At 44.0% G+C, this 16079-nt stretch carries 10 protein-coding genes and 2 rRNA genes; 7 read left to right on the top strand and 5 right to left on the bottom strand.

Annotation, left to right across the window (positions count from 1 at the left end):
- The 4 genes from WA381_RS12740 to WA381_RS12725 all read left to right on the top strand — a co-directional run.
- Positions 1-187 (top strand): 23S ribosomal RNA (locus WA381_RS12740); the annotation flags it as partial.
- A gap of 124 nt (positions 188-311) precedes the next feature.
- Positions 312-427 (top strand): 5S ribosomal RNA (gene rrf / locus WA381_RS12735).
- A gap of 508 nt (positions 428-935) precedes the next feature.
- Positions 936-2324, top strand: coding sequence for a group II intron reverse transcriptase/maturase (ltrA, locus tag WA381_RS12730; protein WP_156085810.1), 1389 nt, complete (start codon positions 936-938; stop codon positions 2322-2324).
- Positions 2325-2562: 238 nt separating this feature from the next.
- Positions 2563-2760, top strand: coding sequence for a hypothetical protein (locus tag WA381_RS12725; RefSeq protein WP_136780893.1), 198 nt, complete (start codon positions 2563-2565; stop codon positions 2758-2760).
- 100 nt (positions 2761-2860) lie between these two features.
- On the opposite strand, the gene WA381_RS12720 is transcribed toward WA381_RS12725, so the two are convergent.
- The 3 genes from WA381_RS12720 to WA381_RS12710 all read right to left on the bottom strand — a co-directional run bounded on the left by WA381_RS12720 (position 2861) and on the right by WA381_RS12710 (position 10855).
- A complete protein-coding gene (locus WA381_RS12720) occupies positions 2861-3028 on the bottom strand; it encodes a hypothetical protein (RefSeq protein WP_168532690.1) in 168 nt (55 codons plus the stop codon).
- A 300-nt stretch (positions 3029-3328) separates the two neighbouring features.
- A complete protein-coding gene (locus WA381_RS12715; RefSeq protein WP_156086117.1) occupies positions 3329-7882 on the bottom strand; it encodes an EAL domain-containing protein in 4554 nt (1517 codons plus the stop codon).
- A gap of 225 nt (positions 7883-8107) precedes the next feature.
- Positions 8108-10855, bottom strand: coding sequence for an insulinase family protein (locus WA381_RS12710; RefSeq protein ID WP_156086118.1), 2748 nt, complete (start codon positions 10853-10855; stop codon positions 8108-8110).
- Positions 10856-11026: 171 nt separating this feature from the next.
- Between WA381_RS12710 and sixA the strand changes: the two genes are divergently transcribed.
- Together sixA and WA381_RS12700 are read left to right on the top strand one after the other, a co-directional pair.
- The gene (gene sixA, locus WA381_RS12705; RefSeq protein WP_014976012.1) at positions 11027-11542 is read left to right on the top strand and encodes a phosphohistidine phosphatase SixA; all 516 of its coding nucleotides are present in this window, start codon (positions 11027-11029) and stop codon (positions 11540-11542) included.
- 121 nt (positions 11543-11663) lie between these two features.
- Positions 11664-11858, top strand: a complete 195-nt coding sequence (locus WA381_RS12700) for a hypothetical protein (protein ID WP_014978722.1) — start codon at positions 11664-11666, stop codon at positions 11856-11858.
- 37 nt (positions 11859-11895) lie between these two features.
- Here WA381_RS12700 and WA381_RS12695 read toward each other — a convergent pair whose 3' ends face one another.
- Positions 11896-13191: an HlyC/CorC family transporter gene (locus WA381_RS12695; protein ID WP_014948817.1), complete on the bottom strand. Its 1296-nt coding sequence runs from the start codon at positions 13189-13191 to the stop codon at positions 11896-11898.
- 175 nt (positions 13192-13366) lie between these two features.
- A complete protein-coding gene (locus WA381_RS12690) occupies positions 13367-14158 on the bottom strand; it encodes a cytochrome C assembly family protein (protein ID WP_014948818.1) in 792 nt (263 codons plus the stop codon).
- Positions 14159-14456: 298 nt separating this feature from the next.
- On the opposite strand from WA381_RS12690, the gene ffh reads away from it, so the two are divergent.
- Positions 14457-15896 carry a signal recognition particle protein gene (ffh, locus tag WA381_RS12685; protein WP_014948819.1) on the top strand — a complete coding sequence of 480 codons (1440 nt, stop codon included), beginning with the start codon at positions 14457-14459 and terminating at the stop codon, positions 15894-15896.
- Positions 15897-16079: the final 183 nt, after the last annotated feature.

Genomic DNA, 16079 nt, shown 5'->3' with positions numbered 1-16079 from the left:
CCGGTAGCTATGTTCGGAACGGATAACCGCTGAAAGCATCTAAGCGGGAAGCCGGCCCAAAGATGAGTCATCCCTGACCTTTAAGGTCTGGAAGGGTTGTTATAGACGATGACGTTGATAGGCAGGGTGTGGAAGCGTTGTAAGGCGTTAAGCTAACCTGTACTAATTGCCCGAGAGGCTTAACCATACAACGCCCAAGAAGCTTTAGGCTTTTGAGCGTTGTAGACAAGCTAAAGTAAGCAAGTAAGAGTAAAAAGTAGTTACTCACTGGTTGAATTGATATCCAGTTTTCTAGATTGTTACCAGTTTTTCCTGGCAGCCATAGCGATACGGTACCACCTGACTCCATTCCGAACTCAGAAGTGAAACGTATTAGCGCCGATGGTAGTGTGGGGTTTCCCCATGTGAGAGTAGGACACTGCCAGGTCCCAATTAAAGAAACCCGCCTAACGGCGGGTTTTTTGCGTTGTGCGCCGGGCATGGCGCGTAGTGCGAAAGCACTGTCCGACTCATTGTGGTGGTGAGTCGATGACTTGGAGGTGAAAGTCCTCTGCACACCCGGCAAGGGGAAGTGCTAGCCGAACGGCAAGGGTGTTCATCGCGAGGTGAAATCTGAAGGAAGCCGAAGGCAAAATGCTGGCCTGACGAACAGGAAGCGGTTTAGGCGTTGTTGCAGGGTGAGGTGGCGATTATCACTAAAGCCCAATACTTGCACGGAATGCAGCAACGTAAAGCCGACAGGCATAAGCAGGAAGGTCGCGCGAATTACCCCGGGAGGTCTGATGTTCTGCCTCTGATTTTTTTTTTAGTGTGCTACTGACATCGAGAGATGTTGGGATGGGATATCAGAAGTCAGCCGAGGCCGTAGTAGTGATATTAAACCGATAGCATGAAGGGCTGAACATAATTAACCGTGATTAGGACACTGTTACTCGATGTCGATTAATGATGCACAAGCGCAGAATACCGCGGCCAGTGAGTGCGAAGACGGGCGGAACCTGTCGGGATACGCCACGGGTGCTGAAATTGACACGGCGGTCAGTGGGCGAACGAAAGCGGAACCATCGGTGACGATGGAAGCAGTGACAGACCGAGCCAATATGATGTTGGCCTATCAGCGGGTGGTGGAGAATAAAGGCGCAGCGGGTGTTGATAACCTGAGCACGCTGGATTTAAAACCCTGGTTGAAACAGCATTGGCAAGGTGTGAAGGTCTCACTGACAGCGGGCAGCTATCTACCGCGGGCCATCCGTAAAGTGGACATCCCGAAACCGAATGGCGACGTCAGGACGTTAGGCGTGCCAACGGTGGTAGACAGACTCATCCAGCAAGCGATAGCACAACGGCTAAGTCCGTTGGTGGAACCGCACTTCTCTCAGTCCAGCTACGGATTCAGACCAAACCGCAATGCATGGCAAGCCGTGCAACAAGCACAGCAATACATACGTAGCGGAAAGCGATGGGTTGTAGACATGGATTTGGAGAAGTTCTTCGACCGGGTAGACCATGACATCTTAATGTCGAAACTGGCGTACCTGATAGAAGATAAACGGCTGTTGAAACTCATCCGCCGCTTCCTTGAAGTGGAAATGATGGCCAATGGCCAGCGGGTAACGCGGGACAGAGGCATGCCGCAAGGCGGCCCACTATCACCATTGCTATCAAACATCCTGCTGGATAGCTTAGACAAGGAATTAGAGCAACGAGGCCATAGCTTCTGCCGCTATGCTGATGACTGCAATATTTACGTGAGCAGTCAGAAGGCAGGCGAGAGCTTACTGGCCGATATCACCGACTTCCTGTCTAACGAACTGAAGCAGCAAGTCAATGCCGATAAAAGCGCGGTAGCCCGGCCGTGGGAACGCAAGTTCCTAGGCTATAGCTTTACCCGGCACAAAGAGAGCCGGGTGAAAATCGCCGTGCAAAGTGTAAATCGCTTCAAGGATAAAATCCGCGAAATGACGACAGGGCACTACTCTCGCTCTATCAGTGAGACAATACACGTAATGACACCCGTGCTTCGCGGCTGGATAAGCTACTTCCGCCTGACAAAAGTCAAAGGCGTGCTGGAGGAACTGGACGGTTGGATACGACGAAAACTCCGCTGCCTGTTATGGCGGCAGTGGAAACGCGTATACACCCGCGCCAGAAACTTAATGAAAGCAGGGCTTGACGAGAATCGGGCATGGTGCTCAGCGACCAACCAACGAGGCGCATGGTGGAATGCGGGGGCCAGCCACATGAATCAAGCCTTTAGAAAAGGGTGGTTCGACAAGATGGGGTTGGTATCGCTGCTGGATTGTCAACGACAGTTCCAGTGTTAATATGAACCGCCGTGGTACGGAACCGTATGCCCGGTGGTGTGAGAGGACGGGAGTTGTAAAACTCCCTCCTACTCGATTAATGGGTATTTTTGCTGGTTTATTGTTCTATTTTGGGTAGAATTCCTGCGGTTAAAAAATGAACGTGTCAAATTGTTGGCGTCAATTATCAGTAAGTTAAATTGAATAATTGATGGGGACAAGTAACCCCACGTAACTAGGTCAAACAGGCGGAGGCAGTGTGATTTCACTCGTAGTATTAAGCGTTATCTTTTCTCTGTATTTTTATGTAGAAGCGTTTAAATGGGGAATGAGCGCGAAAAAGTGGGCGATAGCGGGTTTTGTGTTAGGTCCAATCTTACTGCCCATGTTCTCAATCTCTCGCCATATACATTGGCGCAATGCGGTGGGGTTTAATAACCTTTACATTGCTGCGTAGTCTTTCCTAGCGGTCTGCTGAAATAAGTAAGTGTGGCGTAAAATACAGGTATAAAAAAAGAGAGCGTTGCTCTCTTTTTTTGGAAATTCTAAGGTATCTCTTAAAGACCAATACCGTAACCGCCACCACCCGTCTTAGGGCGAACTGTTTGTGGTTGAGTTACTGTCTCTTTTTGCGACTCAGGAGCTTGTTTAGCGCCTTCTTGCTTGTCGGCAGCAACTGGGGTAGCGGTAGAAAGTACTAGTGCAACTGCGTACTCTTTTAACATGTTAATTTCCTCTGATTATTTTGAACGAACAAACAAAACCGATTTTTTATATTTGTCATCGGTACTTAATACTTAGCTAAATGCGTGCCAGAAATAATATTTTTTAAAATTTTCTTTATATTCAAGGATTTATAGTTTGTTTTTGGTGCAGGGATTTATCGACGTTCATAAGCGCCATTTTAATGGCACTAAAGTCTAATAAACTAAGGTTGAATAGGCATGACTTTGCCTAAAGCTGCAATGAGCGGCATTAGGCAGGGGAAAGCACGCGCCCTATACGCAAGTAAAAGGTAAGGGCTATTAAAAGTTAGAGTGGCCAAGCAGCGTATGAAGCTTTTGATTCTCGGTGAGAAGCTTCTCGAAGCGCTCTGCATTTAATGGTCGGCTGTATAAGAAGCCTTGCAACATCTCACAATCGTAGCGACGTAAAATATCTAGCTGAGCTTCTTCTTCAACGCCCTCAGCTACAACTTTTAAGCCTAAATTGTGGGCGATATTTATAATGGCAGCCGCCATATGACGATCTACATTACTTTTTGCAATATCGTCAATAAATGCTTTGTCAATTTTTAGCGTGTTTAGCGGGAATCGCTTTAAGTAGGCTAGGGACGAGTAACCTGTACCGAAATCGTCTAGCGCTAGGTGAATACCTCTTTCGCGAAGGCGAGTCATCATTTGAAGGCCGTTTTCAGGACTTTCCATTAGCGTACCTTCAGTTATTTCGCACTCTAAATGTAGTGGTGACAAACCGATATCGCTTAAAATCTTGTTTATTCTGTCGTCTAAGTCAGGTAATTCGAACTGCTTCGCAGATATATTCACAGCTACACGACCACTAAACAAACCTTGGTTTACCCAGCGTTTGGTATCTGCACAAGCCTTTCTTAGCACTTGTTCACCAATTTCTATAATCTGGCCTGTTTGCTCTGCCAGAGGGATAAATTGCCCAGGGCTTACTATGCCCTTTTGGGGGTGCTCAAAGCGCACCAAAGCTTCCATGCTAACTAGCTTACCTGAGGCTATATCTACTTTCGGCTGGTAGTAAACCGTAAACAAGTCATCTTTAATACCTTGTCTTATAAGGTTTTCAATTTGCAGTTGCCTAACGGCGTTTTGATTCATCTCTCCGCTAAAGAACTGATAGCTGTTACCGCCATTGTTTTTAGCGAAATACATGGCTGTGTCGGCGTTTTTCAGCATTTCTTGGGGAGAAGTGCCGTCGTCAGGGAAGAATGCGATTCCAATACTGGCACCCAATACAAACTCTTGCTTATTAATGATAAAGGGGCGAGATAATGTGTCTAATAGGTTCTGTGCGTAATGCGTTACCGTGTGGATATCGGCATTGTCTTCCATTAACACACTAAATTCATCACCACCTAAACGATAGCAGGTCGCACTCTTACCCGTAATTCTCTGTAAGCGCTTTGCTATTTGTTTAATTAATATATCGCCCGTTTGGTGGCCTAAAGAATCGTTTATTTTCTTAAAGTTATCCATATCTAAACAGAGCAGAGTATGTTGTGCTCCTTTCCGCACCAAGTTCTGGTGGCTAGCTTGGAAGAACGAACGATTCGGAAGCTCTGTGAGCGGGTCAGTATTAGCTAGTTTCAATAGTTCTTTTTCAGTACTTTTTCTTGACGTGATATCACTAAATACGCCTACAAAATGGCTTATTTTTCCGTCATCGTCATGGACGGCGTCTATATTTAATTCCATTTCATAGCGCTCGCCGTTCACTCGCACACTTTCTACTTCACCTGACCAGTTACCTTTTGCTTTTAGCGTTTTCTTAATTTCTTCGGTAAACGCGTCTGGATATAGATGGAAGTGCATATAGCTTGCTAACGCTTGATCGCGGGTCTCGCCGGTGTAACCGCAATATGCATTGTTTACACTTATGAATTTAAATTGGGTATTAGTTATGAATACACCTTCAGAAATATTCTCAATTGAACGCTTAAATAGATTCAGCTGCTCTTCAGCTTCTTTTAAGTGATGAATATTCTTAAGCGTACCAGTCATTCGTACCGGCTGAGCATTGTGGTCTCTTTCAACCACTTTTCCGCGGTCAAGTATCCAAATCCACTGATTCTTAAATGTCTTTGCGCGGTATGCAAGCTCGTAGAAGTCGCTATTACCTTCAAGATGGTCTCTTAGGGCAGTTTTAACACGGTTTACGTCGTTAGGATGAATGTTTGCATCGTAAGCGCCTGTAGTGCGTATATCATCTTGTGGAAAATCAAGTGTGCCCCACGTATTTGCACGGTAAACTTGGCCTCTGTATACGTCCCAGTCCCACAGCTCATCTCCAGAACTCCATAGCGTCAGTTTAAGGCGTTCTTCGGACTCTTTAATGGCAAGCTGGTTTGCCTTCCTTATCTGATATTGGCGAACGATGAATGCAAAAATAGCGAATGCGACAATACAATAAAAAACAATAGCAACAGTATGAAGCCAAGGTGGTCTTGCGATTTGAACTGAAAGATTTCTGCTGTCAGACCACAACCTTCCTGGCGCTTTTGCTTGTACCTCGAAAACGTAGTTTCCAAAGCTTATATTATTAAATTGAGCAACTCTGTCGTCTCCATTATCAATCCAGTTGTCGTCAAAACCAAGCAACCGATATCGGTAAACCACGTGCTGCGGATAAACAGCGTTGAGTAAATTGAAAGATATGCTGAATCTAGACTCATTGTAATCTAGCGCAATCGACTTTTTAGTTCCTATATTTTGTGCCGATGAGAAATAACTTGTTTCGCCACTGCTTTCCCTCTGAATTACATTTGACCTATTGTTAGATACCCCAAAAACTTTTAATTCAGAAAGCTCTGGGATAAGTGTTTTCGTCAAATCATCTTTTGAGCTAGTTTTCTTACTCGTTATTATGTTGTAACCAGTCATCCCACCAAAATAGATAGTTTTTTCTGAGGATGCGAAAGCTGAGCTCTCGCCTAAAGAATTGTAGTTAAGCTCTGAATTTGGAACCGAACTTACTTCTTCAAGTTCGGGAAGTTTGATTTGGTGAACTCCCGTAGTATCTGCATACCAAATACTGTTATCGATACCTACGGATGATATTATTAGCCCAGAGTTTTCTGTACGAACTTGCCTTTTGACAAATTCAAGAGAATGCTTGTCGACCTGCAAAATTCCTTTCGAGCGAGTAGTTAACCAGTATGAGTCTGGTGTTTCGTAAACGCCGTAAACGAGTGAATCGAAACCATTGCTCTGATCTAAGTTTTTGATCAACTCCCTGTTCTTCAGCGAGTATATACTTACACCTGACTCGCTTCTCAGCCAAAGTCGATTATCATTATCTTTATAAATCGGAACTAAACGAGATGAGTCTATCTCTATTTTTATTGGCTCAACAGATGCTTTAGACGAATCATAACCAAGAGATAGTTTTACCGGTCCCTGTGTATCCTCCCAGATCCAAACTTCGTCCCCTTTGGTATAGAGAAAATCGATAAATAACCCTTCGAACACATGATCTATTAATTGAAGCTTTCCTTCCACCTGCCTCAAAACATAGATGCCATTAGAGGATGCAACCCAGAATGTACCTTTGGTATCTATTTCAACATCCCAGTAAGTTATTGAGTTCGCAAAATCAGAGAAGGTTTCTGAGAACTTTACTTCTCCGCTAGAGCTATTAATAACGCCAAGTCCTCTTTGTTGAGAAACAACATATATGTCGTTGGCGGAGTCTTCTGCAAAGCCCCATATTGAGGAGTAGTCATCCTCGGATAAGTTCGAAGAATTAAAAACAGATTTATACCTAGTTGTAGCGTAGTCTGGGTGATACCTAAATGCCCCGCTCTTTATTGTCGTAACCCAGATACCACCGACTCTATCTGTTACTAGGTTCATGATTGTTGCTGTAGGCAAGCCTGTCAGCTCTTGATTGTCGTGATCAAGGTAGATGACCCTCGGTTGAAAGCTGCTATTTATCTCTGACGTTGCTGCATCACTAAATATGAATAGGCCTGCTTGAGTGCCAATCCAGATGTCGTCATCTTTCTCATAGATTGTTAGGGTATTAAGCGCTTCATCAGACTTAGAAGTGAATGCGTCTTTAAAATGTTGAAGTATTTTACCCGAAGCAGCTATGACATAGATGCCCTCATTGGTTGCAAGCCAATAGTTACCGTTGATTACTTTGATGTCGTGAAGAGAACGAACATCCAAGTTGATTCCCCATGGATTTACTTTTGTTGCGGAATAAAGTGACTCGTCAGCCTTGTCTATAAGCGAAAGCCCAAACTCATTTGAACCTAACCAGGTGCGGTTCGCTTCATCATAAATGACCTTTATAAAACTCTGGTCTTTGTGTATCTGTTTTACAACCTCAATTTGATGACTCTCTTTCGATAACTTGTAAAGAAACTTCAGATCAGCGAATAGAATGTCACCATCGTACGATTCACCGATGCCAGTAATAAAATCAACTTTAATTACACTATTTTCTCTATTGAAAACTTTGAAGTTGTCGCTTTCAGGTTGATACTTGGCAAGACCTGCTTGTGTTCCTACCCATAACTCGCCATGAGAATCTAAGAATAGATTTTGAGTATAACCGGACGGAAGTGAATTGTGGTCAACATCTGAAGGGTGGTATTGCTTCACCTCATAACCAGAGTAGCGATTTAAACCATTGGAGGTCGCGAGCCAAATGTAACCATTGTTATCTTCTACAATGTCCAATACCGCAGTGTCAGAGAGTCCTTGCTGCTTATTTAGCTCTGTAAAATGAAGATCAGAAACCTCTATCGCCTTTGCAGAAGAAAAAAGAATTCCTGACAAAGCCAACAAAAGAAGAGAAATTGAATAAATTAGGGTTGAGCGCACCTACACACCTTTGGCATACGCCATTTATTATTTTTTTATTTTACTGGCGGCATCCCTAACAGCCAGAATAATAAATATGCCGAATTAACTAAGCCTCTACAAGGACTTTTTAGTAATAACAAGAATGATGGTTTACTTATTAACCAACCTTGTCTGCGAATACCACTGGGTATCGGCAGATTGGTTAAAATCTTAACGACCGTGGCACGTGCCTACAATGCAGCTTTAGTAGTAAGGAATTTCTTTTTTGAATTCAGAAATACTGTTAATCGTTCGTTTTTCTTGCGTGGGAATACTCTCAAATTTTCCTCGAGAGAAAAGCACCAATTCCCCGCAGCGCTCTCGTTTAGCGAGTTGATGCGCGAAGTCTTGAATCTCTTCGAAACTCAAGCCTTTGATTCTTTCAGCAAGCTTTGCATTTCTATTAAACTCTAAATCTTGCGTACCCAAACTTACCCATAAACGCTGTGACTTCATCGAAAGTGTAAGGTCTCTCTCTTCTAACTGCTTAATAAGGTTTTGTTGGATAGTCGGCCAATAAAAACGATAGAACTCTATTTCATTGAGTTGCTGGAATAAAAAGGCGGTCATTGCATCTAGCAACTGCTTTGGACTGCATTGCGGGCTTTGTATGTAAAATGCCATTCCGGGGTGTTGATTATGTGGTACATAGCCTGTACCGACTATGTATCCCAATTGCTGTTCTGTTCTTAACGAATTGAAGAACGGTGCTGCCAGCATCTGTTCAAGAACCATACACAATGCGGTGTCGGTGAGGCTCGGAGAAGGCGCTTGTAAATAAAGTACGACCGCTGAGTCATCGTGATTACACAACACTTCGTGATAAAGAGTTCCGCCCACAGGCAGCTTAGATACGGCACGAGAAAGGGGACCTCCTCCTGCATTTTTACAATGGCTATGAAGCGATGTCGAAAACGCCTTTGCTTCATCGCTTGTCCAGTTGCCATGCATAAATGCCTCTACAAAATAATGCTCAAAAGCTGCACTGCGACAGCCTAGCATCTCGTTATAAGAGATGTTTTCTATCACGTCTAATAATTCAACTGGCGCTTGCGTGTTGCGTTGAATAAGAACACTTAAACGAGAGAATAAACGGTTAGTCGGCTTATTTAACAGTGAATTATGAAGGTTTTGAATTTGAAGTGCTTTGTGATGTTCAAAGGCTCTTTCGTCAGGAATAAAACCGAGAACGGCGTCAAGAAGTTGACTTGCTAACAATGTCTGCTGATTCGTAAAACCACGGGTGTGTAGGGTAAATCCAGCTTGATGCCCATAAATCCGATAGTGAAGTCCTGCTATTTCAGCTCGGTAGTATTTAGCTTGGAGATGATCGTTAAGTGCGCCGAGCCAAATTCGCTTGGCCGCAACAGAGGTCAAAGAGTCTGAAAACTGAGCGGCGTCGAAAGAGATATAAATATCGCCTTTGGGGCTATGGAATTGTTGGTCCTGAGCGAACCAAAATCGATAGCCACCATTATCTACCAACCTATTTGGAACATTAAACCCCGTTTCAGGGAGGATAAGCGTGTATTCGCTCGCCAAATAAGGGTTGGGTGGGGGAAGACACAATTCTGGAATTTTCTTTGCGCTTTCAAGTGAATGTATTAGCGCATCGTCGATGACTTCAACGCTATATTCAGCCTCATAAAATGCGCAAATCTGAGTGGTTTTAACATCTTTTGATATGACCTTTAAACGAAGGTTCTTGGGCGTGAAAAAAGATAGTGCATGCTCAATTATGCTTCTGTCATAACTACCAATAGTAGAGCGAAGTCTATTTAATTCGTCAGGTTCGAATATAAATTGATGCTGTGCATACTCAGTTATGATCCCAAGCGGCTTCACATTTTCTTCGTACTCTAAGGCCAGCGCATTTAGCTGCGACTTTTCGTGAAAGCGCCATTCTTCAGTCGATGCTTCTCTAATTAATTCGATGTAGCTAAATAGTGCCTCTAACACCTGCGCTTTGTGTTTAAGGCCTTCCTGGGTAAGCTGAAAGCTCACATTAAAATCTTTAAATTTATCGCCTTCTATGCCAGAGCCCGCTATCAGGTTTAACGCCCAATCTTTTTCTTTTAAATAGGCAAGTAGGCTTCCTTCACCTTCGTCACCAATCAAATGGCTGATGTAGTTCAGCGGTTTGGTTTTGTAGTCGTTCTGTAAAGCGGGGAGGGCAAATGTCACTATCATACGTCTAGCAGATTGCAGCGGATGAATGTTGATTTGAATGCCCAGTTCATTTTCTGTGTAAAGCGAAGGCCAGTCGTCAGAGGCTAACTGTCCACTTGGCAATGTCCCAAAACACTGATTCACTAACGCCTCGAGTTGACGTATTGGCATAGGACTGGCTATGCACAAGCGCATATTAAGCGCACAGTAATACGATTGGTGCAGTGCCTTTAGGCGCCGTTTAAGCTCTGTACATTCGTGTTGAGAAAAGGTATCGCAATTGCCTACAGAAAATTTTGCAAAAGGATGTTCTGGATTACATGTCTCTTTATGAATTTGATAAAGGCGGCGAAGGTCGTCTTTTTTCTTAAACTCAAATTCAGCATGAATGTTCTTTATTTCGTTGGTTAGCGCGTCTTCTTCAAATAAGGGTTGCCTAAGCATATCTGCAAATGCAGGCAATGTTTGCGCAATAGCGTCACCGCTGCAATTAAAATGGTAATTTGTGTACTCGGTACCTGTCCACGCGTTGATTGTGCCGCCGTGTTGCTCAATGAATCCATTTATAGCATTGGGTTTGGGCAAATGACGGCTACCCATAAAAAGCATGTGTTCAAGAAGATGGGCTAACCCTTGGCAATCGTTTGGGTCATAAAAGTGTCCGGCTCTTACCGCCATTGAAACAAAAGATTCACTCGCTTCTGGCGTGTGACATAACATGGCACGCAACCCATTAGGTAAAGTAACGTGATGTGCGTTTTCTAAATTTATGGTGTTGTTCACATTGTCTCGTTTTTGGTCAAGAGCACCTTACTGCTGGAGCGTCTATAAAGAGAAACTTCACAAAACGTTAAATAATGTACGAAAATTCTCACTATTCGCCGTTTAGCGCTAGGCGTAGTATCAGCTCTCTGATATCGTTAGCATACTTTCATTAATACTATGCGCAATGTTATGTCAGGTCAAAGTAGCAACGACGACATTTATCTTTTCATTATGCGTCACGGTGAAGCAGAAGCGCCCAGACTCGATGATAAAAGCAGGCAACTTACACCATTAGGTAGAGAGCAAGCCAAAACAGCAGCTTTATGGTTAAAAGACCAGTATTGCCAGAAAGGCATTGTGGACTTAGCGCTTGTGAGCCCTTATCGTCGAGCCAAACAGACCCATGATATGGTATCGCTTGATATCATTGCGAACAAAGTTGAAAATAATGAAGATATTGTTCCGGAAGGCTCGCCAAGACTGGTGAGTGATTATATTGATGGACTTCTTCACGCCGCGGTCAATTCCAAAAAACCAATCAAAAAACTTCTTGTTGTTAGTCACATGCCGCTAGTTAGCTATCTCGTTGATGAACTGTGCCAGTCTTACACCACAAGTTTGTTTTCTACGGCCTCAATTGCTGTTATCAAGTATTCTTTAAAAGAGCACAAAGGCACGCTGGTAACGCATTATCAAGGACTGTAAACGCCTTGCTCCTTCTTAGCGATTAATTTCGGAAATTGAACAATTAATCGTTAAGTATATTCCCACATGGTCGATAGACTCTTTGAGAGTGTCAAAGTTTATTCTATTGAAGGGTTGGGAAATGGACAGCAAATCTATTCCTGAGCTCCTTAAACGTTCATTGCAATCGCATATGGCGGAGGCTGATTTACGTGAAGATAAGGAGACGCAGGATATTATTGCCAAATTATCTGAATTGTCAGATAAGGTCGCTGCTGCGAAAGCTAGAGCGCTGGCAAATAGAGCACAGCGTCTAGCTGACGAATCAAAAGGTTAGCTGATAAGGCCGAAAGGCAGGTTAACCACCAAAACGTTTAGTGGTCGTTATTCGACTCTTTAGGTGCAACATAGTATTCCGGCATGATTCTGACGGTTTTTATCATGCTTTCTGAAATGTCTACAATTTCTAACGGATAACCCGCCAAACGCACGCTTACTTTGTTCTCAGGAATATCTTCAAGATACTCAAGTAATAAACCATTAAGGGTTTTAGGGCCTTCCGTAGGCAGGTTCCAATCCATTTCTCTGTTCAATTCCCGGACGTTGGCACTACCATCAACCAATACTGAACCATCCTGTTGTACGTGTGCTTCCTTACTGTGGTCTGGAACCATACTGGTGGTAAAGTCACCGATAATCTCTTCAAGAATATCTTCAAGAGTGACTAGACCCATAATGTCGCCATACTCATCAACAACCAGAGCAATGCGCTCTTTTTCGGCTTGAAACTTATACATCAGCGTGTGCAGCGGGGTAGATTCAGGCGTGTAGTAAATCTCACGAACTGCGCGAAGCAAGCTTGATTTAGTGAACTGGTCTTTAGATAGAAGGCGCAGGGCGTCACGCACATGCACAAAGCCGACCGCATCGTCGACACTGTCTCGGTATAATAAAACACGGGTATGTTGAGCATGGGTTAACGCTTTTTGAATTTTCTTCCAATCGTCGTTAATGTCGATAGCAAAAATTTCAGCACGTGGCACCATGATATCTTCGGCCGTTACGCTTTCTAAGTCCAAAATACTCACCAACATATCTTGGTGTCGCTTAGGGATCATGGCACCAGCTTCAAAAACCACGGTTCTTAACTCTTCTCGACTTAACGAGTCGTCACTTCCACTTGCAGGACTAATTCTTAGCAAAGCTAGAATGCCGTTTGTGATACCGTTAATTGCTGCCACAAAAGGGTACAGCAAGGTAAGCAGTGGAAGCAGAATAATGGAGCTCGGAAATGCCACTTTTTCTGGATACAGCGCAGCTAGTGTTTTCGGCGTTACTTCTGCAAAAATAAGTAGGACCAGCGTTAAGCCAAAGGTAGCAGCAAACAGCCCCCAATAGTCACCGAATAAACGAATACAAAGTATGGTTGCAAGCGAGGATGCTGCAATATTAACTAAGTTGTTTCCGATGAGAATAAGGCCGATAAGGCGATCAGGTCGTTCTAGAAGTTTAGCAACACGTATAGCTGAGCGGTTGCCTTCTCCTTGCAAATGCTTGAGTCGATAACGATTAATCGACATCATGCCAGTTTCTGAACTAGAGAAATACGCAGATAGTAATATGAGTACGCCGAGCGCGATAAACAGCGTACTCGTTGATATGTCGTCCAATTAATGGGTTCCTGTCTTAACTTAGGCTTCAAATGTATTGATTTGAGGTGCGAGTTTCAAGGGAAAATTGTTGATATGCCCCTAATTAACTAGATAACACCAAAAAGTGACAAGCGCCGCCGAGCCGCCTAAAAAGCAAGCTCGGCAGCGAGCTCAGCAATAAATACAGGGAGTTTTAAAGAAGAAATTCGCGAACTAATTTGCTACCAAAATAGGCAAGGGACAGTAGCGTCACACCCAAGACTGTCATCACAATAACTTGTCGCCCGCGCCAACCTCGAAGTTTCTGGCCTATTAAAAGAATGAGAAAAACAACGAGAGCGGCCGCTGATAGCACCGTTTTATGCGCGTAAGTTTTGTTAAACATATCTTCTAAGAAAACAAACCCGCTAATTAGTGAGACGGTTAGTAAACAAGTTCCCGCAAGCAACAGCTTGAACAAAATGTTTTCTACAAGCATTAAAGGCGGTAGTGATGAATGTAGTAGCGCAGCACCTTTTTGCTTTAACCGGTAGGTAATGTAGGACATTTGCAGTGCGTATAAGAATGCAATGACCAAAGTGCAGTAAGCAAACAATGACAAACTAATATGGATAACTAAGCCCGGCTGCAGCTCTATGTGCATGATGTACGACACGGGAATAAACTGTGAGGCGAGTACCGTAAGACTTGCAAAGCCGAAAACAACAGGAAGTAAAATAAGATTAGGAATGGCGCGGGCAAATATAAGCATGGATACTGTGATTATCCACGACACTAATGAAAGTACGTTGGTTACACTCATGTCTTGCCCAGGCGCGACAATAATAACGTTGGTGAGAAAAGCGATATGTGCAATTGCCCCAACACTAGCGATGGATAGCCCCAATCGCTTATTCGGGCCGTCTTGGTGTACGAATTTGCCAATAAGTACTGCCGCAGCTAATGCGTAGAGTAAAGCAGCAGAAATGGCGAAAAGGGTGTTCATGATGCGTCCTGTAATAGGTAGGTGACGTCTTCACCGACTGAGTCGGTATTGATACTGCAACTTGCAAGTAAATTCAACCATCTCCTTGATTTTGTTTGTTTCACACCCACTTTTAGTGTGGGTATAGGATCATGGAAGGACAATTTTTACTCCATATCGACTTCGAAATTCGTACATCAAATTTCGACAACCCTTGACGCAAAAGTTTAAAAATTTAACCGCAATTGTGGGTACGTTACCGTTCGCTTTTACGTTACAATGCGGGCATTACGTCTGAAATAAAAAGAAGTTTCATACTATGTTTGAGAATTTATCAGAACGCTTAGGCCAGACATTACGAAATGTCAGTGGTAAAGGGCGTCTTACTGAAGACAATATTAAAGAAACGCTACGCGAAGTGCGTATGGCGCTACTTGAAGCCGACGTTGCGCTACCCGTAGTAAAAGCGTTTGTTGCACAGGTAAAAGAGCGTGCAGTTGGTACCGAAGTAACCAAAAGCCTCAAGCCTGGCCAAGTATTTATTAAAATCGTTCAGTCTGAACTAGAGTCGGTGATGGGGGAGGCGAACGAAAAGCTTAACCTCGCAACTCAACCTCCGGCTGTTGTGCTTATGGCGGGCTTACAAGGTGCGGGTAAAACTACGTCTGTAGGTAAACTTGCGAAATACCTAACTGAGCGCGAGAAAAAGAAAGTGATGGTAGTGAGTGCCGACGTTTATCGTCCGGCCGCTATCAAGCAGCTTGAAACCCTTGCCGGTGAAGTGAATGTAGCTTTTCACCCGTCAACGATTTTACAAAAGCCCATTGATATCGTTAACGATGCCATTGTTGAAGCGAAGAAGAATTTCTTCGATGTACTACTAGTGGATACAGCAGGTCGTTTGCATGTCGACAACGACATGATGGACGAAATTAAAGAGCTTCACGCTGCCGTTAAGCCAATTGAAACTCTGTTCGTGGTTGATGCCATGACCGGTCAGGATGCTGCCAATACGGCAAAGGCGTTTAACGACGCGCTACCGCTAACCGGTGTAATACTGACCAAAGCAGATGGTGATGCACGAGGTGGTGCTGCACTGTCGGTTCGTCACATCACGGGTAAACCTATCAAGTTTATCGGTATGGGCGAAAAGGTTGATGCACTTGAGCCTTTCCACCCTGAGCGTATTGCGTCTCGTATCTTGGGCATGGGCGACGTACTTAGCCTTATCGAAGAGGTTGAGCGTAAAGTCGATAAGTCGAAAGCGGAAAAGCTGGCCAAGAAGGTACAGAAAGGAAAAGGCTTCGACCTGCAAGACTTTAAAGATCAGCTTGAGCAAATGAAGAACATGGGCGGCATGATGGGAATGCTTGATAAGCTTCCTGGCATGGGCGGTATGTCTGACAAAATTAAAGATCAGGCAAACGACAAGCAGTTCAACCAAATGGAAGCCATCATTAATTCAATGACTCCGGCTGAACGCGCACGTCCAGATATGATTAAAGGGTCGCGTAAGCGCCGTATTGCGGCAGGCTCAGGTACGCAAATTCAAGACGTAAACCGTTTGCTTAAACAGTTTACGCAAATGCAGAAAATGATGAAAAAGATGTCTGGCGGCGGCATGAAGAAGATGATGCGCCAGATGAAAGGCATGATGCCTCCGGGTGGCGGTTTTGGAGGCCCTGGTGGTCCAGGCGGCCCGGGTGGATTCGGCGGTCCTGGCGGGTTTGGCGGAGGCGGTGGCTTCCCACCACGTTAAAAGACTATCGCATTACTTAACAATGCTTAAAAACCTCAATCGCAGCAATGCATTGAGGTTTTTTTATTTTTTTTGCATCCAGTTTCACTCATCAATCGTTTGGCTTGTTGAACAGGACGTGAGCAGTACTTATCGCATCGCGTTTAAGTGACGTCTCTTCACGAATCAACAAGTACGGAGATG

Origin of the sequence: Alteromonas sp. CH_MED4-4 (assembly GCF_037029575.1) — a bacterium.
Lineage (GTDB): Bacteria > Pseudomonadota > Gammaproteobacteria > Enterobacterales > Alteromonadaceae > Alteromonas > Alteromonas macleodii.
The sequence above is the reverse complement of the archived record's forward strand: the minus strand, read 5'-3'. Positions and strand labels throughout refer to the sequence as shown.